The following is an 18,136-nucleotide window of genomic DNA, read 5'->3' on the forward strand; positions in this document are numbered from 1 at the left end:
GCGACCTGGGGGATCTGTGCGTGAGCAGGGCGAAAGTCGGCGGGAGTGGGGCGCGCGCGGAGTCGACGTGAGCGTGCCCAGCATTGCGCGGGTGTACGACGCGGCGCTCGGCGGCAAGGACAACTTCGCCGCGGACCGGGCCGTGGCCGACCGTTTGCTGAGCGCGGTGCCCGGAGCCCGCGAGTGCGCGTTGTCGAACCGGGCGATCCTCGCGCGCGGCGTGCGTTTCCTGGTCGAACAGGGCATCGACCAGTTCCTCGACCTGGGTTCGGGCCTGCCGTCGGCGGAGAACACGCACCAGATCGCGCAGCGCCACCAACCGCTCTCGTCGGTCGTCTACGTCGACATCGACCCGATCGTGCTCGCGCACGGACGGGCTCTGCTCGCGGAGAACTCGCGCACCCGCGTGGTCACGGCCGACGCGCGTGACCCCAAGGCGGTGCTCGCGCTTCCGGCCGTCCGCGAACTCATCGACCTCGACCGCCCGGTGGGCCTGTTGATGGTCGCCATCGTGCATCACCTGGAGGACGACGAGGACCCGGCCGGCATCGTCCGCGCGTATCTGGACCAACTCCCCTCCGGCAGCTACCTGTTCCTGACCCACTTCTGGGCCAACGGCACGCCGGAGGCCGCGGTGATCGAGGAGGTGCTGCACGGCGCGCACAACACCGGGCGGTTCCGGTCCCGGGAGGAGATCGCCGGCTTCTTCGACGGCTTGGACCTGGTCGAACCCGGCCTGGTCAACCTCCCGTTGTGGCGTCCGGAGGAGAAGGTTCCCGACCCGCTGCCGGTGTCCGGCACGCTGTTGCTGGGCGGGATCGCCCGCAAGCCGTAGCCGGTCGCCTCCTCGGTCGCCCTTCCGGTGGCCTTCCCCGCTCGCCGGCCCGGGCGGCGGTCCGGCTCAGTTCGTCGCGGTGGTGCGTGGTGGGCGCAGGGACGCGTCGAAGGCGTCGCGGGCGGGTTGTTCGCAGCGGTCGTGCAGTGCGTGGAAGGCGGCGGCCGAGCGGGCGGCGGGCCAGTCGGGCCCCAGGTGCGTGGCCGGCAGGCCCGGGTCGGTGCGCAGCAGGTGGATCCAGTCGGCCAGCACCGAGGCCAGCAGCGGCAGCGGGTCGCCGGTGTTTGGATCGTGTCGTTCCCAACGCGCGAGGAATGCCTCGTGGGCGGCGCGTAGCGCGTCCAAGTCCCAGGCGCGGCGGACCAGGCGGTGCATCCGTGTGGGCGGCAGCGGTTGGGCGGCGAACGCGTCGAGGAAGGAGTCCTCCGCGTCGGGCAGGTCCAGGCCGTCCAGGGCCTCGGTGATGTCGACGGTGCCGGGCGCGATCCACAATCCGTCCCGGGCGCAGCCGAATCCCGCCCATTGCAGCCGGGACCGCAACTGGTGGCGCAGGTCCCGGTGAGGTTCGGGAAGCGAGAAGGACAGCAGGGTCCACCGATCGTCGCGGTGTTCGAACGGGGTGCGGGACAACACCCGACCCTTGCCCTGGAGCAGCACGTTCCGGCAGGCCGCACTGATCGTGTAGACGGCTTCGCGGCCGTCGCGACCGCGGTGCAGCAGGTCGCGGTGCACCATGCGGTTCAAGGTCGCGCGCGCGGCGGGCGCGGCGACGCCCAGGCGGTCCAGCGCGTCGAGGAACACGCGCGAGGGCAACGGCTCGGTGTGCCGGTCCAGGACCACGCCGGCCAACAGGGCGAGCAGCAGTTCCTGCGGGCGCGACACGACCGGAAGCACGTTCGCGGCGGAGAGGGGCGCCGGGGTCGACGGCGGGGTGGTGCTCGACATCGCGGTGTGGGTTTCCCTGACTCTCGGGGCCTTCGCGGCACGGTGTTCGAGGCGGCCGCATCGTACGGCGCGAGTGGCCGGGCGGACCGGCCCGCCCGGGTCGACCGTACCAAGACCCACACCGGAACGTGAAACAAAATCTTGACGGGCGTGAGAATCGTGCCTAACTTCAGGGATGTGGCGGAGCGCCGAGGCAGGCTCCCGCCGTTCCCGTTCGCCATTCCCGAGCCCACGCCCGGTGCCCGACGGCACCGGCGGGCGGGCAATTTCCGAAGGACGTGCGCATGGACGCATCGAACCCGCTGGACCTGCACGGCAAGGTCGCCGTCGTCACCGGCGCGGGCCGTGGTCTGGGCCTGGCCTACGCGTCCGCGCTGGCCGAGGCCGGTGCGGCGATCGTGGTCAACGACCTGGACCCGGCCGTCGCCGAGGCCGCCGCGGCGCGGATCGTGTCCGCCGGCCACCGCGCCGTCGCCGCCCCGGGCCCGGTCGACTCCACCGAGGTCGCCGACGAACTGGTGGCCCGTGCGGTGCGCGACTTCGGGCGCCTGGACGCGATGGTCACCAACGCGGGCATCCTGCGCGACAAGGTGCTTTGGAAGATGAGCGACGAGGACTTCGACGACGTCGTCGCCGTCCACCTGCGCGGCACCTTCACCTGCGCCCGGGCCGCCGCCCGGCAACTGCGCGAACAGGGCGAGGGCGGCTCGCTGGTGATGGTCGGTTCCCCGGCGGGCCAGCGCGGCAACTTCGGCCAGACCAACTACGCCGCCGCCAAGGCCGGCATCGCCGCGATGGTGCGCACCTGGTCGATGGAACTGGCCCGGTCCGCGATCACGGTCAACGCCGTCGTCCCGATCGCCGCCACCGCCATGACCGAGTCGATCCCCGCCTTCGCGCCGTACGTGGCGGGACTGCGCGAGGGCGTGCCCTTGCCGGACTTCCTGCGCAAGGGCGAGGGGTTCGGCACCGTCGAGGACTGCGCCGTGCTGGTGCCGTTCCTGGTCTCGGACGCGGCGCGCACCGTCACCGGCCAGTGCATCGGCATCGGCGGCGACAAGCTGGCCCTGTGGTCGCACCCCCAGGAGGTCGCCGTCGCCTACGCGGACGGCGGGTGGAGCCCGCACGGCATCGCCGACGTGTGGGCGACCGGCCCCGGCCGCGAGCCGCAGACCGTCGGGGTCCCCGCCCCGCGCGTCCCGGACGGGGCGACCCGATGAGCACCACGCCCTACCGCCCCACGTTCGACCTCGACGCGCTGACCGCGATCGACGTGCACACCCACGCCGAGGTCTCCACCCGGGGTGCCGCGTCCCTGGCGGAGGACCTGCACGACGCCTCGTCCGCGTACTTCAAGGTGGCCGGGAAGCGCAAACCCACCCTGCCGGAGATGGCCGCCTACTACCGCGAACGCCGCATGGCGGCGGTGGTGTTCACCGTCGACGCGGAGCACGCCACCGGCACCGCGCCGGTGCCCAACGACGAGGTCGCGGAAGCCGCGGCCGCCAATGCCGACGTGCTCATCCCGTTCGCGTCCATCGACCCCTTCCGCGGCCGCGCCGGGGTGCGCGAGGCCCGACGGCTGATCACCGAATACGGCGTGCGCGGCTTCAAGTTCCACCCCTCGATCCAGGGCTTCCACCCCAACGACCGTATGGTGTACGGCCTGTACGAGGTGATCGAGGAACTCGGCGCGATCGCGCTGTTCCACACCGGCCAGACCGGCATCGGCGCCGGCCTGCCCGGGGGCGGTGGGATCCGGCTCAAGTACTCCAACCCGATGCATGTCGACGACGTGGCCGTCGACTTCCCGCACCTGAAGATCATCCTGGCGCACCCCTCGTTCCCCTGGCAGGACGAGGCACTGTCGGTCGCCACCCACAAGCCGGGGGTCTACATCGACCTGTCCGGCTGGTCGCCGAAGTACTTCCCGGCGCAACTGGTCCAGTACGCCAACACCTTGCTCCAGGACAAGGTGCTGTTCGGCTCCGACTACCCGGTGATCAGCCCGGAACGCTGGCTGGCCGACTTCGCGCGGCTGCCGATCAAGGACCACGTCCGTCCGAAGATCCTCAAGGACAACGCCGCCCGCCTGCTCGGTCTGTCCGGCTGACCCATCGCCGGTCGGGCACCGCCCCGCTCCGCCCGACCGGCCCTCACCTCTCAGGGGGAACCGTGCGCCACACCGCGCGCAACCAAGGACTGGGCTCGTGGACCGCGCGCCGCGCCCGCAGGAGTCCGGACCGCATCGCACTCGTCCACCAGGGTCCGGACGGCCGACCCGTCCGGCAGAGCTACGCCCGACTGCACGCCCGTACCCGCGCGATCGCAGCCGCCCTGCGCGAACGACACGGGGTGCGGCCCGGCGACCGTGTCGCGTACCTGGGCCCCAATCACCCGGCGTTCCTGGAGACGCTGTTCGCCACCGGCCGGCTGGGCGCGGTGTTCGTACCGCTGAACACCCGCCTGACCGCATCGGAGATCGCCTACCAACTCGCCGATTGCGGCGCGCGAGTGCTCGTGCACGCCCCCACCCACGGCGCGCTGGTGCAGGAACTGCCCACCGCACCGGGCTCGCCGACGTTGCTGCCGCTCGCCCGACTGGCGGCGACGGATTCGCCGCCGAGCGCCATGGACACCGAACTCGACGACGCGCCGGGCACGTTGGACGACCCGTGCATGATCATGTACACCTCGGGCACCACGGGCCGACCCAAGGGGGCCGTGCTCACCCACGGCAACATCACCTGGAACAGCTTCAACGTGCTGATCGATCAGGATCTGGCCGCGGACGAGGTCGCGTTGGTGTCCGCGCCGCTGTTCCACACCGCCGCGCTGAACATGCTCGCGCTGCCCGTGCTGCTCAAGGGAGGCACCTGTGTGCTCGCCGAACGCTTCGACGTGGACGCCACGTTCGACGCGATCGCCCGGCACCGGGTGACCGTGATGTTCGGCGTGCCCGCGATGTTCCGGCAACTGGCCGACGCGCCGCGCTGGGTGGACGCGGATCTGTCCTCGCTGCGGTTGCTCAACTGCGGTGGCGCACCCGTGCCCCCGGCGCTCATCACCGCCTACCAACGGCGCGGCCTGAACTTCTGCCAGGGCTACGGCATGACCGAGGCCGCGCCCGGAACCCTGTTCCTGGCCGCCGAACACGCCGTCGACAAGGCCGGATCCGCCGGTGTCCCGCACTTCTTCACCGATGTGCGCGTCGTGCGCCCGGACCTGACCGAGACCGCCCCCGGCGACGTCGGCGAGGTCGTGGTGCGCGGCCCCAACGTGATGCCCGGCTACTGGGGCCTGCCGCGCGAGAGCGCCGACGCGTTCACCGACGGCTGGTTGCGCACCGGTGACGCCGCCCGTACCGACGAGGACGGCCACGTCACCATCGTCGACCGGATCAAGGACATGATCATCTCGGGTGGCGAGAACGTCTACCCCGCCGAGGTGGAGAACGCCATCGCCGGCCACCCGGACGTCGCCGAGTGCGCCGTCTACGGTGTCCCCGACGCACGCTGGGGCGAAGTCCCGCACGCAACAGTGGTGTTGAGGCCGGGCACGACTATCGGTGGGGACGACATCCTGCGCTTTCTCGACGGCCGACTGGCCCGGTACAAGCTGCCCAAGGCCGTCCACGTACTCCCCGTGTTGCCTCGCAACGCCGCCGGCAAGGTGCTCAAGGCCGAGTTGCGCGGCGGGGGCGACTTTGCGGCGGACCGCTGAAGCGCCCGATCTTCCGGCGCGGTTCGCCGGGCCTGCACCGCCGGTTCGCGCTCTCGCGCCGGCACCTTCTCCCGATCCGCACTCCGGCTTTCGCCGGGTTCCCGACAACCGATGGAGCAATCCGTGACTCTGACCGTGCACTTCGACGAACTCGCCACCCTGGCAGGCAAGGATCTGGGCGCCAGTGCCTGGATCGACGTCACGCAGGAACGCATCGACACGTTCGCCGACGCCACCGACGACCACCAATGGATCCACGTGGACGTCGCCCGTGCCGCGGCCGGGCCGTTCGGCGGTCCCATCGCGCACGGCTATCTCACGCTGGCGCTGTTCATCCCGGCCTTCGGCGAACTGTTGGAGGTCGAGGGCGTCACCACCAAGGTCAACTACGGCCTCGACAAGGTGCGCTTCCCCGCCCCCGTTCCCGCCGGCGCCCGGATCCGGCTGACCGCCCGGGTCGCCGACGTCGAGGCCGTGGCCGGCGACGGCGTACAGATCACGGTGGACGGAACCATCGAGATCGACGGGGGCACGAAGCCGGCCTGCGCCCTGCGGAGCATTTCGCGCTTCTATCGCTGATCCCGTGGGCTCGCGTCGCACCCGGGGGCGGCGGGCCGAACGGCTCCTGGCCGCGGGCGTACCCGAGGATCAGGTGGAGTCGGTGCACGGGCCGATCGGCCTCGAGTTGGGCGCCCGCACCCCGGTCGAGACGACACTGGCGGTGTGCGCGGAGATCCTCGCGGTCCTCGACGGGCGCACCGGCAGGTCGCTGAGCGAGGCGACCGGGCCGATCAACGCCTGAGCGGCACGAGCGGGCGCTCACGGCACGCGGCTGCCCGGGCTTTCGGTGGGGGCGTTCGTGCCCGCGACGCGCTCGGCCGGTGCCGCCACGGGTACGAACGGCCGACGGTTCGGGCACGGCGGAAGTAGCCGCGGGCGGGCCGGTCGGCCGGCGCGTGTGGGTGGCGGGTGGTGGCTGCTCGGGGGTGAGCCGCGGAGCCCGGAACCGCGCTGACATCGGTGGGGCGCCGGTCCCGGGGCGGGTCAGGGGTGGCGGGGTGGGGCCGTGCTGGTGCGGATCACCAGTTCCGGGTGGAGCAGGTGGCGGGCGGCCTTGGTGCGTTCGCCGCGCAGGCGTTGCAGGAGGGTCTCGGTGGCCAGCCGGCCCATCTCCTCCCGCGGCTGGTTGATCGTGGTCAGGCCGATGTGTCGCAAGCCGGCGAGGTGGGTGTTGTCGTAGCCGACCACCGAGACGTCCTGGGGCACCCGCACGCCGGACGCGGACAGTTCGCCGATGATGCCCACCGCGTTGAAGTCGTTGGCGGCGACGATGGCGGTGGGCAGGGTGTCGCCCTCCAGCAGGGCCCGCGCGGCCCGGGCGCCGCCCGTGTCGGTGTATTCGCTCGGCACGACGCACAGGTGGCGGTGCAACGCCAGGCGCTCCATGGCCTGTTCGTAGCCGCGGCGGCGGACCGCGGCCTGCGACCCGGCGCCGCCGTCCACGTGCACGATGTCGCGATGGCCGAGCGCGGCCAGGTGTTCGACGGCCAGGGCCGATCCGGTGGCACCGTCGTCGTTGACGGTGTCCACCCGGGCGGACCGGACGCTCCGGGCCACCAGCACGGTGGGCACCTGGGCGCCGGCGTCCTCGATCGCGGCGGTCTCCACGACCGGGCCGAGCAGGACCAGCCCGGCGGGGTGGAATTGCAGCAGGCGTTCCAGGCTGCGGCGTTCGTGCGCGGGGCGGCGTCCGCCGGTGCCCAGGATGATGTCCATGCCGCAGGCGTGCGCCGCGGCCTCGACGCCGTCGACCACCTCGGCGAAGTACGGGTTGTGCAGATCCGAGATCATCACGCCCAGCGTGCTGCTGCTGCCGGTGGCCAGGGTGCGGGCGTTGAGGTTGGGGCGGTAGCCCAACTCGCGGGCGGCGGCCAGGACGGCCTGCCGGCGGGCCTCGCTGACCTTGGGCGAGTCGCGCATCACCAGCGACACGAGCGAGCGGGAAACCCCGGCGCGGGCGGCGACATCCTCGAGGGTGGGACCGGACACTGATGCTCACCTTTCTCCCGATGCGGAGCCGTCGGTCGGATCGTTCGACACCGCGATGATCGGCGCAACGCCGGCCCTGGGGTTCGACGTTCGCCGATTCGAGGCGTACGACGACCCGGTGGATCCGCGACCCGCACCTCCGCGACCCCACCCCACGCGCTGCCGCACCTCGGCGACCCCGCGCGACCGGGCCGTCGGCGACACCACGACCCGATGACCGACAGCCGTGGCATCGAGGTTACACGGATGGAGCGCTCCAATGAATGGAGCGCTCCACAAGGGTGCCGCACCGGTCCGGCCCAGGCGGCGCACACCGCTCGGCCGTGTGGCTGTATTGCCCATCGATTCACGGGTTTCAGCGGCGTTAAGCGAACGTTACGAGTGACTCTTGACACGCTCGGACGACGGGTATCAGTCTTGGGGCGTTCTCGGATTGGAGCGCTCCAAAAGTGGAGCGCTCCAATCCGAAGGCTTGAGGAATCCCGCTCGTCGAACGGGTCGGCCGCCGGTCGGCCGCCGACAACCGACCGGGCAGCCCACTCTCGGCCGGCTGCCCACTGTCCATAGTCCACGGGAGAAATGAATCTGATGCGTATCGGAGTCGCAGGCGTGGGGCGGATCGGCGCGATGCACGCGCGGAACCTCACGAGCCTGGAGACGGTCGACAAGCTCGTCCTGTTCGACCCGCAACCGGGTCGCGCGGACGCCCTCGCCCGGGAACTCGGCGCCGAGGCGGTCGCCGACCTGGAAACCCTGCTCGCCGAGGTCGACGGGGTCGTGGTGGCAACCCCCACCGACACCCATCCGCAGATGTTGCGGCGGACCGTGGCCGCCGGCGTCCCGACCCTGTGCGAGAAGCCGATCGCCTCGGATATCGCCGCGATGATCGCCCTGATCGCCGACGTGGAGGCGAGCGGGGTGCCGGTCCTGGTCGGCTTCCAGCGCCGCTTCGACCCGGCCGTGGTGGAGTTGAAGCGCCGGCTCGACGCGGGCGAGACCGGTACGCCCTACCTGGTCCGCGCGGTCGGCCAGGACGCCGCGCCACCCGACTTCGGCTACCTGCCCGCGTCCGGCGGGATCTTCCGCGACCTGCTCATCCACGATCTGGACGCCGTGCCGTGGTTGCTCGGCGAACCGGTCGTCGAGGTGTTCGCCAGCGGCTCGGTCCTGGTGGACGAGGCGTTCGCGAAGGCCGACGACGTGGACAACGCGGTCGTGGTGCTGCGCTTCGCGAGTGGCGCGCACGCGGTGCTCACCGGCGGTCGGCACGACCCGGCGGGCTACGACCATCGGATCGAGGTGCTGGGTTCGGCCCAGTCGCTCGCGGTGGGTCTGGACCCGCGGACGCCGGTGACCTCGCTCGAGCCGGACGGCCCGCGGGCCGGTCCGGACGCCTACCCCGGCTTCCCCGAGCGCTTCGCCCTCGCGTACGGCAACGAGATGCGGGTGTTCGTCGAGGTGGTCGCCGGCCGGATGGCCAACCCGTCCCCGATCGGCGACTCGCTGGGCAGCCTGGTGCTCGCCGACGCGTGCGAGCGGTCCCGGCGCACGGGCCGGCCGATCGACCCGGCCGCCGTACTGGCCGCCGCGAGCGCGGATCCCGTCGCACCGATCGGCTCGGAGGTGGCGTGATGACCAACCCGACCACGCCGTCCGCCGCGACCGCCGCGAACACCTCGTCCGCCCCCGCCTCGCACGATGCGCGGCTCGCCGGTGCGCCGATCACCTGGGGGGTGTGCGAGGTGCCCGGCTGGGGCCCGATGTTGCCCGTGGACACCGTGCTCGGCGAGATGGCCGCCCTCGGCCTGACCGCCACCGAACTCGGCCCACCCGGCTACCTCCCGGACGACCCCTCGGTACTCAAGGGTGTCCTGGAAGGCCACAGCCTCACCCTGGTCGGCTCGTTCGCCGCACTCGTGCTGCACGACCGGGACCGCGTCGCCGAGTCGACGGCGAGCGCCGAGCGTACGGCCGAGTTGATCGCCGCCGCCGGTGGCGAGGTGCTCGTGCTCGCGGCGGCCACCGGGCTGGACGGCTACGACACCCGGCCCGAGTTGTCCGACGCGCAGTGGCGGTGCCTGATCGACACGGCCGCCCACGTCGCGCGGATCGCCGGGGCGTACGGCCTGCGCGCGACGCTGCATCCGCACGTCGGCACGCACGTGGAGACCGCCGCGGAGGTCGAGCGTTTCCTGCGGGACAGCGAACTGCCGCTGTGCCTGGACACCGGTCACCTGCTGATCGGCGGGACCGACCCGCTCGATCTGGTCCATCGGCACCCCGAACGCATCGGGCACGTGCACCTCAAGGACGTGCACGAGGACACCGCCGCGCTGGTGCGATCCGGCGCGCTGACCTACGCCGACGCCGTCGGGCGGGGCCTGTACCGCCCGCTCGGCGAGGGCGACGTCCCGGTCGCCGAGATCGTCGCGTCGCTGCGGACGGCCGGGTATCGCGGCTGGTACGTGCTGGAGCAGGACACCCGGCTGACGGACGATCCGGCCGACGCCGACCTGCCGCGCCACGACACCGCGCGCGGCCTGGCCCACCTGCGCGGCAACTGACGCCGCCGGTCGCCCCCCACACGTCGCGCGAGGCCGGCGGGTCGTCGCTCCCTTGCCGACCGCCCGGCTGGGTACGACATCCCCAGCGAACCGCCGCCCGCGCCCCTACCGCAGCAGCCCTCCACCCGCCGCATCCACCGCACCGGTCCACCCGCCGAACCGACCCGTACCGATCCCGGACCGACTCCCGACGCGACCCGTTCGTCCCGACCGCCCACCGTCTTGACGAGGAGTAATCGATGCCCCGACGTTCTCTCGGATTCGCCGCCGCCCTCGGCGTTTCCGCGCTCGTCCTCGCCGCGTGCAGCAGCCCGTCCGGCAGCGACCCGGATACCAAGAAGACTCCCGACGGCGCCCCGACCGCCGCGGCCAAGGGCAACAACACCGTGGCCGTGATCACCCACGGCTCGGCGGGGGACGCGTTTTGGAGCGTCGTCCAGAACGGCGCCCAGGACGCGGGCAAGAAGCTGGGCGTGGACGTCCAGTACCAGGGCAACGGCGACCCGGCCGGTCAGGCCCGGTTGATCGACAACGCGGTCACCCAGGGGGTGGGCGGCATCGTGGTCTCGATGGCCAACCCGGACGCGCTGGCCAATTCGATCAAGGCGGCCACCGCCAAGGGCATCCCGGTGATCACCATCAACTCGGGGCAGGCCAAATCCACCGAGTTCGGCGCGATCGCGCACGTCGGCCAGGACGAGTCGATCGCCGGTGAGGCGGCCGGTGCCAAGCTCAAGCAGGCCGGCCGGACGAAGATGTTGTGCGTCATCCACGAGGCGGGCAACATCGGCCTGAACCAGAGATGCGACGGCGCCAAGGCCGGCTTCGGCGGTGCGACGCAGACCCTCCAGGTGGACATCGGCAACCCCACCGACATCCAGGCCCGCATTCGCGGCGCGCTCCAGTCGGACTCCTCGATCGACGCCGTGCTCGCGCTCAACCCACAGGTGGCCGCGGTCGCGGTGGGTGCCGTGGGCGACGCGAACTCCAAGGCGCAGATCGCCACCTTCGACCTCAACCCGGACGTGGTCACCGGGATCAAGGACGGCAAGATCGTCTTCGCGGTGGACCAGCAGCAGTACCTCCAGGGCTACCTGCCGGTGACGATGATCAAGCTCTACCGGGACAACGCCAACACCGTCGGCGGTGGCAAGCCCGTACTGACCGGTCCCGGATTCGTCGACAAGAACAACGTCGGCGCGGTGGCCGAGTACGCGCAGCGGGGGACCAGATGACGATGAGTCCCTCGACACCCTCGACGCCGTCCGAGGCGGCGGGCCCCGCGCCCGGCGCACCCGGCAGCGCACCCGGCGCCGTGCCGCCCACCGCGTCCGGCAAGGACGAACGGGTCGCGCCGGCCACCCTCGTACACCGACTGCTGGTCCGGCCCGAGCTGGGCTCGCTGATCGGCGCCGTGCTGGTGATGTGCTTCTTCTCGATCGTCGCGGACGGGTTCTTCACCGCGTCCGGGGCGGCGACCTGGCTGGACGACTCGGCCACGCTGGGCATCATGGCGGTGGCCGTGGCGCTGCTGATGATCGGCGGCGAGTTCGACCTGTCGGCCGGCGTGATGACCGCCTCGACCGCGCTCATCACGGCGATGCTGGCGACCCGGGCGGGCTGGTCGGTGTGGCCCGCGCTCGCGGTGTCCCTGGTGTTCGCGCTCGCGGTCGGCGCGCTCAACGGCTGGCTCGTGGTGCGGACCGGACTGCCCAGCTTCATCATCACGCTGGGCACGTTCCTGGCCCTGCAGGGCCTCAACCTCGGCGTCACCCGGCACGTGACCAACAGCGTCCAGGTCAGCGGGATGCGCTCCACCGACGGCTACGAGTCGGCCGGGCGGTTCTTCGCCTCGACGATGGCCGTCGCCGGCACCGAGATCCAGGTCTCGGTGTTGTGGTGGCTGCTGCTGGCGGCGCTGGCGACCTGGGTGCTCGCGCGGACCCGGTTCGGCAACTGGATCTACTCCGTCGGCGGCGCTCCGGTCAGCGCGCGCAACGTCGGCGTCCCGGTCGACCGCACCAAGATCGTGCTGTTCATGACGACCGCGGGCGCCGCCTGGCTGGTCGGCTCGATCAACATCCTGCGCTACACCTCGGTCCAGGCCAATCAGGGCATCGGCCTGGAGTTCCAGTACATCATCGCCGCGGTGATCGGCGGTTGCCTGCTCACCGGCGGCTACGGGTCGGCGATCGGCGCGGCGGTGGGTGCGCTGATCTTCGGCATGGCCCGCCAGGGCATCGTCTACGCGAAGTGGAACAGCGACTGGTTCCAGCTCTTCCTGGGCGTGATGTTGCTGGCGGCCGTCCTGGTCAACAACTCCTTCCGGCGCCGCGCGGAGAGGTCCCGTCGATGACGAATCCGGAATCCGGCCGGACGGCCGAAGAGCAGACCACCGTCGAGAGCGCCGCGGCACAGGAGCCGGGCGCGACCGGGGCCGCCGTCGAGGCGGCGGGCGCCACACGGGCCGATGCGAGCACCCGGGCCGCCGGCGCGCACCTGCTCGAACTGCGCGGTGTCGGCAAGCGGTTCGGCAGTGTGATCGCGCTCGACGGGGTCTCCACCACGGTCGACGCCGGCGAAGTGACCTGCGTCCTGGGCGACAACGGCGCGGGCAAGTCGACCTTCATCAAGATCCTGGCCGGCGTGCACGCGAACGACAGCGGCGAATACCTCGTGGAGGGCGCGCCGGTCCGGTTCTCCTCGCCGCGGCAGGCGCTCGATCGGGGCATCGCCACGGTCTACCAGGACCTGGCCGTGGTGCCGCTGATGAGCGTGTGGCGCAACTTCTTCCTCGGCTCGGAACCGCGCAAGGGACGCGGTCCCTTCTCCCGGCTCGACATCGCACAGGCCCGAAGCACCGCCCGTCGCGCGCTACTGGACATGGGCATCGACCTGCGGGACGTCGAACAGCCGGTGGGTACGCTCTCCGGCGGCGAGCGCCAGTGCGTGGCCATCGCGCGGGCCGTGCACTTCGGCGCGAAGGTGCTGATCCTCGACGAGCCGACCGCCGCGCTCGGCGTCAAGCAGGCCGGCGTGGTGCTGCGCTACATCGCCCGGGCCCGCGACCGGGGTCTGGGCGTCGTGTTCATCACGCACAACCCGCACCACGCCTACCCGGTGGGAGACCGCTTCCTGCTGCTCAATCGGGGGCGCAGCCAGGGTTGTTTCGGCAAGGACGAGATCACCCTGGCCGAACTCACCCGACAGATGGCGGGTGGTGCGGAACTGGAGGCGCTCGCACACGAGTTGGGTGCGGGAGCGAAGACATGACGGCGCCCGAGCGAGTCCCCGCGTCCGCTCCCGCGGCCGGCGCCGGCATCGAGGTCCTCACCGTCGGGCGGGTGGGCGTGGACCTGTATCCGCAGCAGAGCGGCGTCCCGCTCGACCGCGTCGAGAGCTTCGCCAGATCGCTCGGCGGCACCGCCACCAACGTGGCGGTCGCCGCCGCCCGGCTCGGCCGCCGCTCCGCGGTACTGACCAAGGTCGGCCCGGACCCCTTCGGCACGTTCGTGCGCACCGCGCTGGCCGACTTCGGCGTCGACCCCGCGTGGGTGGCCACGCACGAACGGCTGCTCACCCCGGTGGTCTTCTGCGCGCTCGACCCGCCCGAGGACCCGCCGCTGTTGTTCTACCGACTCCCGGTAGCCCCGGACCTCACGCTCACCGACGAGGACGTGCCGTGGGACCTGGTCCGCGACGTGCCGGTGTTGTGGGTGACCGGCACCGGCGTGAGCACCGAGCCCTCGCGCGGCACCCACCGCCGGATGCTCGCCGTGCGCGGCAGGCGCACACACACCGTGCTCGACCTCGACTATCGGCCGATGTTCTGGCCGGATCGGGAGACCGCCGCCCGCCGGATCGGCGAACTCGTCGACGAGGCCACGGTGGTGGTGGGCAATCGCACCGAGGTGGAGGTCGCGGTGGGCACCGCCGACCCGGACGAGGCGGCCCGGCGGCTGCTCGACCGGGGCGTACGCCTGGTGCTGGTCAAGAAGGGCGCCGACGGCGTGCTGGTGGCCACCCCCGACGGCAGCGCCACGGTCACCCCGCGCCGGGTCGAGGTGGTGTGCGGACTCGGCGCCGGCGACGCCTTCGGCGGGGCCCTGGTGCACGGCCTGCTCGCCGGCTGGGAGCCGACCCGGATCGCCGAGTACGCCAACGCCGCCGGGGCGCTGGTCGCCGGCCGGCTCGCGTGCGCCGACGCGATGCCCACCGACGCGGAAATCGAGAAACTCGTGAACCACCCGATGCTGGAGACCCGAACGTGATCAGCGACCGCGACTGGACCAACCTGCTGGCGACCCGGGCGAATCGCCCCGACGCGGTGTTCGCCGCGTACGCCGAGCGCCGGCGCCGACCGCGACTGCTCTCCGCGCGGGGCACGCTCTTCCTGGTCGCCGCCGACCACCCCGGGCGCGGCTCGCTCGGGGTGGGCGCCGATCCGCTCGCCATGGCCGATCGGCGCGACCTGCTCGGCAGGCTGGTCGACGCGCTCGAACACCCCGACGTGGACGGCGTCCTGGGCACCCCCGACGTGATCGAGGAACTGCTGCTGCTGGGCGCGCTCGAGGACAAGGTGGTGATCGGCTCGATGAACCGGGGCGGGCTGGCCGGCGCCTCCTGGGAGATCGACGACCGCTTCACCGGCTACGACGCGGACGCCATCCGCCGCCATCGGCTCGACGGCGGCAAGATGTTGCTGCGCATCGTGGACCAGGACGCCGGCACGGTACCCACACTTGAGGGCTGCGCCCGGGCGGTGAGCGAACTGGCCGAGCACGGCATCCGCGCGATGGTCGAGCCGCTGCCGTACCGGCGCGACGCCTCCGGGCGACTGATCCTCGATCGGGGCACCGCCGCCAACATCCGCGCGGTCACCGTCGCCTCGGCACTGGGCACCACGTCCGCCTACACCTGGCTCAAGCTGCCCGCGACCGAGGAACCGGACAAGGTGGCCGGCGCGACCACCCTGCCCACCGTGGTGCTGGGCGGCGTGCCGTCCGCCGACCCGCAGGCCGACCTGTCCTCGTGGGGGCGCGCGCTGGCCCAACCGGCCGTGCGCGGCCTGGTGGTCGGTCGCGCGCTGCTCTACCCGCCCGACGGCGACGTGCGCGGAGCGGTGGACGCCGCCGCGCGGGTGTTGCGCGCGGCGAATCCGCGCGCGGTGGAGGTGATCGCGTGAACGACCCGACCCTGTTCCACCCCTGGGGCACCGCCGGCGCCGGCGACGACCCGTTGCTGATCACCCCCGAACTCGCCGGATGGTGCTACAGCGGTCTGCGGGTGGTGCACCTGCCGCCGGGCGGCGAGCGGGTGCTGGCGACCGGGGAGCACGAGGTCGCGGTGATCCCGCTGGCCGGGTCCGTGACCGTGCAGACCGAGGGTCGGCGGTTCGAACTGGCGGGACGCGAAAGCGTGTTCACCGCCGTGTCGGACTTCGCGTACGTGCCGCGCGACGCCGAACTGCGGCTGTCCGGCACGCACGGCTGCCAACTCGCACTCGCCTCGGCGCGGGCGACCCGGCGACTGGATCCGGCGTACGGCCCGGCGGCCGGCGTGCCGGTCGAGGTGCGCGGCACCGGGCGCGCGACCCGACAGGCGAACAACCTGATGACCCCCGACGTGTTCGAGGCGGACAAACTGATCGTCTGCGAGATCCTCACCCCGGACGGCAACTGGTCCTCCCATCCGCCGCACAAGCACGACACCGCGAGCGCGCACGAGAGCGTCAACGAGGAGATCTACTTCTTCCGGGTGGCCGGGCGGGACGGGCGCACACCCGACCGGACCGGCTTCGGTCTGCACCGCACCTACACCACCGACGGCACGATCGACGAGACGGTGACCGTGCGCGACGGCGACGTCTTCCTGGTCCCACGCGGCTACCACGGCCCGTGCGTGGCCACCCCCGGGCACCACCTCTACTACCTCAACGTGATGGCCGGTCCGGCCGACGAGCGCGCGATGCTCGCCTGCGACGATCCCGCCCACCACTGGATGCGCGAGAGTTGGGCCGAGGACGAGCCCGACCCCCGCTGCCCGCTGACCCCGCCGCCCGCGCCGAACGGAGGAACCCGATGAGCCCGCCCACAACCGGCGCGACCGTACGGCTGACCACGGCCCAGGCCCTGGTGCGCTGGATGGTGGCGCAGGAGAGCGAACTCCTCGACGGCGACCGGGCGCGACTGTTCCCCGGCGTGTTCGCCATCTTCGGCCACGGCAACGTGCTCGGCCTGGGCGACGCGCTGCACGAGGCGGGCGAGCGCATGCCGGTCTGGCGCGGCCAGAACGAACAGGGCATGGCGCTGGCCGCGGTCGGGTACGCGCGGGCCACTCGGCGCCGCCAGGTGTTCACCGCGACCTCCTCGATCGGGCCGGGCGCGCTGAACATGGTCACCGCGGCGGGCGTCGCGCACGCCAATCGACTGCCGCTGCTCCTGCTGGTCGGCGACACGTTCGCGAGCCGCGCCCCCGATCCGGTGTTGCAACAGGTCGAGCACTTCCACGACCCGAGCACGACGGTCAACGACGCCTTCCGCGCGGTCAGTCGCTACTGGGACCGGATCACCCGCCCCGAACAGTTGATCGCCACCCTTCCGCAGGTGGCCCGGGTGCTGACCGACCCGGCCGACTGCGGGCCGGTCACCCTCGCACTGCCGCAGGACGTGCAGGCGCAGGCGTACGACTTTCCGCTGAGCCTGTTCGAGCCGCGCCTGCACCGGATCCCGCGGCCGCGCCCGGATCTGACCGAACTTCGGCACGCGGCGGACCTGTTGCGCGGCGCCGAACGTCCGCTGCTGGTGGTCGGCGGCGGCGTGCGCTACTCCGGCGCGGCGGCCGAGGTGTTGCGGCTGGCCCGGGCGCACGGTGTCCCGTTCGCCGAGACAGTCGCCGGGCGCACCCTGCTGCCGCACGAGGACCCGCTGCACGCCGGACCGTTGGGGGTGACCGGTTCGGCCTCGGCCAACGCGCTCGCCGCCGACGCCGACCTGATCCTGGCCGTCGGCACCCGTCTCCAGGATTTCACCACCGCGTCCTGGAGCGTCTTCGCCGCCGACGCACGCCTGGTCTCGATCAACGCGGCCCGGTTCGACGCGGTCAAGCGGCACGCCGCACCGGTGACCGGGGACGCCCGCGAGGCGTTGCGCGAACTCACCCCACTGCTGGGCGCATGGCGGGCGGACCCGGCGTGGACCGCCCGGGCCGAGCGCGAACGGCGGGCCTGGGACGCCACGATCGACCGGCTGCGGGCGCCCGCCGACCCGGCCGAGCCGCCGACGTACGCGCAGGTGGTCGGCGTGGTGAACACACTGGCCGGGGCCGACGACTACGTCCTCACCGCGGCCGGCGGGCTGCCCGGTGAACTGGTCGGCGGCTGGCGGGCCTCGGGGGAGGTCGGGGCGGCGACGATGGACGTCGAGTACGGATTCTCCTGCATGGGCTACGAGATCGCCGGGGCGTGGGGCGCGGCGATGGCCCGGCCGGCGGGCGTGGTCACCACGTTGCTCGGTGACGGCTCCTACCTGATGCTCAACTCGGAGCTGTACTCGGCGGTTCTGTCCGGGCACCGGTTCGTCGCGGTGGTCTGCGACAACGGCGGCTACGCGGTGATCGCCCGGTTGCAACAGGGCCAGGGCGCGGCGCCGTTCAACAACATGATCACCGATTGCCGGGGTCCGGGCGCCGCCGCGGACGTTCGGGTCGACTTCGCCGCGCACGCCGCGGCCCTGGGCGCCGAGGTGTTCACCGCCGACACCGTCGAGGAGTTGACGAAGGCGTACGCGGCGGCGCGGGCGGCGCGCCGGCCGGCCGTGGTGGTCGTCCGCACCCGGCCCGATCGCTGGACCGAGGCCGGCGCGTGGTGGGAGGTGGGTGTGCCGCAGGTGTCGGCGCGAGCGGAGGTGACCGCGGCGCGCGAGCGGATGGACCTGGCCCGGGCCGAGCGGGAACGCAAGGGCTGAGCACGTCGCGGGCCCGTGATCGGTGGTCGTCGACCGATCACGGGCCCGACGCGTCG

General features: G+C 72.4%; 17 protein-coding genes. 15 read left to right on the forward strand and 2 right to left on the reverse strand.

All coding sequences use genetic code 11. From position 1 onward, the window contains the following. Positions 1-16: 16 nt before the first annotated feature. On the forward strand, positions 17-835 hold the full coding sequence (locus ACIBSV_RS44435; RefSeq protein WP_395873197.1) for an SAM-dependent methyltransferase: 819 nt from the start codon (positions 17-19) through the stop codon (positions 833-835). A gap of 66 nt (positions 836-901) precedes the next feature. Here ACIBSV_RS44435 and ACIBSV_RS44440 read toward each other — a convergent pair whose 3' ends face one another. Next, positions 902-1,780 carry a PaaX family transcriptional regulator C-terminal domain-containing protein gene (locus ACIBSV_RS44440; protein WP_395873198.1) on the reverse strand — a complete coding sequence of 293 codons (879 nt, stop codon included), beginning with the start codon at positions 1,778-1,780 and terminating at the stop codon, positions 902-904. Between the two features lie 284 nt (positions 1,781-2,064). Between ACIBSV_RS44440 and ACIBSV_RS44445 the strand changes: the two genes are divergently transcribed. From ACIBSV_RS44445 to ACIBSV_RS44465, 5 genes are all read left to right on the forward strand, one after another. Further along, on the forward strand, positions 2,065-3,000 hold the full coding sequence (locus ACIBSV_RS44445) for an SDR family NAD(P)-dependent oxidoreductase (protein ID WP_395873199.1): 936 nt from the start codon (positions 2,065-2,067) through the stop codon (positions 2,998-3,000). After that, positions 2,997-3,893, forward strand: coding sequence for an amidohydrolase family protein (locus ACIBSV_RS44450; RefSeq protein ID WP_395873200.1), 897 nt, complete (start codon positions 2,997-2,999; stop codon positions 3,891-3,893). The genes ACIBSV_RS44445 and ACIBSV_RS44450 overlap by 4 nt, the downstream gene beginning before the upstream one ends. A gap of 62 nt (positions 3,894-3,955) precedes the next feature. Beyond that, the gene (locus tag ACIBSV_RS44455; RefSeq protein WP_395873201.1) at positions 3,956-5,503 is read left to right on the forward strand and encodes a long-chain fatty acid--CoA ligase; all 1,548 of its coding nucleotides are present in this window, start codon (positions 3,956-3,958) and stop codon (positions 5,501-5,503) included. A gap of 123 nt (positions 5,504-5,626) precedes the next feature. After that, on the forward strand, positions 5,627-6,082 hold the full coding sequence (locus tag ACIBSV_RS44460; RefSeq protein ID WP_395873202.1) for a MaoC family dehydratase: 456 nt from the start codon (positions 5,627-5,629) through the stop codon (positions 6,080-6,082). Between the two features lie 4 nt (positions 6,083-6,086). Next, positions 6,087-6,305, forward strand: coding sequence for an XdhC family protein (locus ACIBSV_RS44465; RefSeq protein WP_395873203.1), 219 nt, complete (start codon positions 6,087-6,089; stop codon positions 6,303-6,305). 242 nt (positions 6,306-6,547) lie between these two features. Here the strand turns inward: ACIBSV_RS44465 and ACIBSV_RS44470 are convergent, their stop codons facing one another. Then, complete coding sequence (locus tag ACIBSV_RS44470; RefSeq protein WP_395873204.1) at positions 6,548-7,552, reverse strand: LacI family DNA-binding transcriptional regulator; 1,005 nt, start codon at positions 7,550-7,552, stop codon at positions 6,548-6,550. Between the two features lie 588 nt (positions 7,553-8,140). On the opposite strand from ACIBSV_RS44470, the gene ACIBSV_RS44475 reads away from it, so the two are divergent. The 9 genes from ACIBSV_RS44475 (at position 8,141) to iolD (ending at position 18,080) form a co-directional block, all read left to right on the forward strand. After that, positions 8,141-9,184, forward strand: a complete 1,044-nt coding sequence (locus tag ACIBSV_RS44475; RefSeq protein ID WP_395873205.1) for a Gfo/Idh/MocA family oxidoreductase — start codon at positions 8,141-8,143, stop codon at positions 9,182-9,184. Further along, positions 9,184-10,116 carry a TIM barrel protein gene (locus ACIBSV_RS44480; protein ID WP_395873206.1) on the forward strand — a complete coding sequence of 311 codons (933 nt, stop codon included), beginning with the start codon at positions 9,184-9,186 and terminating at the stop codon, positions 10,114-10,116. Before ACIBSV_RS44475 ends, ACIBSV_RS44480 begins: the two co-directional genes overlap by 1 nt. 239 nt (positions 10,117-10,355) lie before the next feature. Then, complete coding sequence (locus ACIBSV_RS44485; protein ID WP_395873207.1) at positions 10,356-11,351, forward strand: sugar ABC transporter substrate-binding protein; 996 nt, start codon at positions 10,356-10,358, stop codon at positions 11,349-11,351. After that, positions 11,348-12,472 (forward strand): ABC transporter permease, encoded by a 1,125-nt coding sequence (locus ACIBSV_RS44490; RefSeq protein ID WP_395873208.1) that lies wholly within the window; start codon positions 11,348-11,350, stop codon positions 12,470-12,472. Before ACIBSV_RS44485 ends, ACIBSV_RS44490 begins: the two co-directional genes overlap by 4 nt. After that, positions 12,469-13,389, forward strand: a complete 921-nt coding sequence (locus ACIBSV_RS44495; protein ID WP_395873209.1) for an ATP-binding cassette domain-containing protein — start codon at positions 12,469-12,471, stop codon at positions 13,387-13,389. Before ACIBSV_RS44490 ends, ACIBSV_RS44495 begins: the two co-directional genes overlap by 4 nt. Further along, on the forward strand, positions 13,386-14,387 hold the full coding sequence (iolC, locus tag ACIBSV_RS44500; protein ID WP_395873210.1) for a 5-dehydro-2-deoxygluconokinase: 1,002 nt from the start codon (positions 13,386-13,388) through the stop codon (positions 14,385-14,387). Before ACIBSV_RS44495 ends, iolC begins: the two co-directional genes overlap by 4 nt. Continuing rightward, a complete protein-coding gene (locus ACIBSV_RS44505) occupies positions 14,384-15,301 on the forward strand; it encodes an aldolase (RefSeq protein ID WP_395873211.1) in 918 nt (305 codons plus the stop codon). The genes iolC and ACIBSV_RS44505 overlap by 4 nt, the downstream gene beginning before the upstream one ends. Next, positions 15,298-16,200 (forward strand): 5-deoxy-glucuronate isomerase, encoded by a 903-nt coding sequence (gene iolB, locus ACIBSV_RS44510; RefSeq protein ID WP_395873212.1) that lies wholly within the window; start codon positions 15,298-15,300, stop codon positions 16,198-16,200. Before ACIBSV_RS44505 ends, iolB begins: the two co-directional genes overlap by 4 nt. Further along, positions 16,197-18,080 carry a 3D-(3,5/4)-trihydroxycyclohexane-1,2-dione acylhydrolase (decyclizing) gene (gene iolD, locus ACIBSV_RS44515; protein WP_395873213.1) on the forward strand — a complete coding sequence of 628 codons (1,884 nt, stop codon included), beginning with the start codon at positions 16,197-16,199 and terminating at the stop codon, positions 18,078-18,080. The genes iolB and iolD overlap by 4 nt, the downstream gene beginning before the upstream one ends. Positions 18,081-18,136: the final 56 nt, after the last annotated feature.

Origin of the sequence: Embleya sp. NPDC050154 (assembly GCF_044460165.1) — a bacterium.
In the GTDB taxonomy this organism is placed as follows: domain Bacteria; phylum Actinomycetota; class Actinomycetes; order Streptomycetales; family Streptomycetaceae; genus Embleya.

Coding starts and splice junctions, on each gene's coding strand:
- ACIBSV_RS44475 (WP_395873205.1), top strand. CDS start 8,141: ATGCGTATCGGAGTCGCAGGCGTGGGGCGGATCGGCGCGATGCACGCG.
- ACIBSV_RS44445 (WP_395873199.1), top strand. CDS start 2,065: ATGGACGCATCGAACCCGCTGGACCTGCACGGCAAGGTCGCCGTCGTC.
- ACIBSV_RS44485 (WP_395873207.1), top strand. CDS start 10,356: ATGCCCCGACGTTCTCTCGGATTCGCCGCCGCCCTCGGCGTTTCCGCG.
- ACIBSV_RS44495 (WP_395873209.1), top strand. CDS start 12,469: ATGACGAATCCGGAATCCGGCCGGACGGCCGAAGAGCAGACCACCGTC.
- ACIBSV_RS44490 (WP_395873208.1), top strand. CDS start 11,348: ATGACGATGAGTCCCTCGACACCCTCGACGCCGTCCGAGGCGGCGGGC.
- iolC (WP_395873210.1), top strand. CDS start 13,386: ATGACGGCGCCCGAGCGAGTCCCCGCGTCCGCTCCCGCGGCCGGCGCC.
- iolD (WP_395873213.1), top strand. CDS start 16,197: ATGAGCCCGCCCACAACCGGCGCGACCGTACGGCTGACCACGGCCCAG.
- ACIBSV_RS44480 (WP_395873206.1), top strand. CDS start 9,184: ATGACCAACCCGACCACGCCGTCCGCCGCGACCGCCGCGAACACCTCG.
- ACIBSV_RS44440 (WP_395873198.1), bottom strand. CDS start 1,780: ATGTCGAGCACCACCCCGCCGTCGACCCCGGCGCCCCTCTCCGCCGCG.
- ACIBSV_RS44450 (WP_395873200.1), top strand. CDS start 2,997: ATGAGCACCACGCCCTACCGCCCCACGTTCGACCTCGACGCGCTGACC.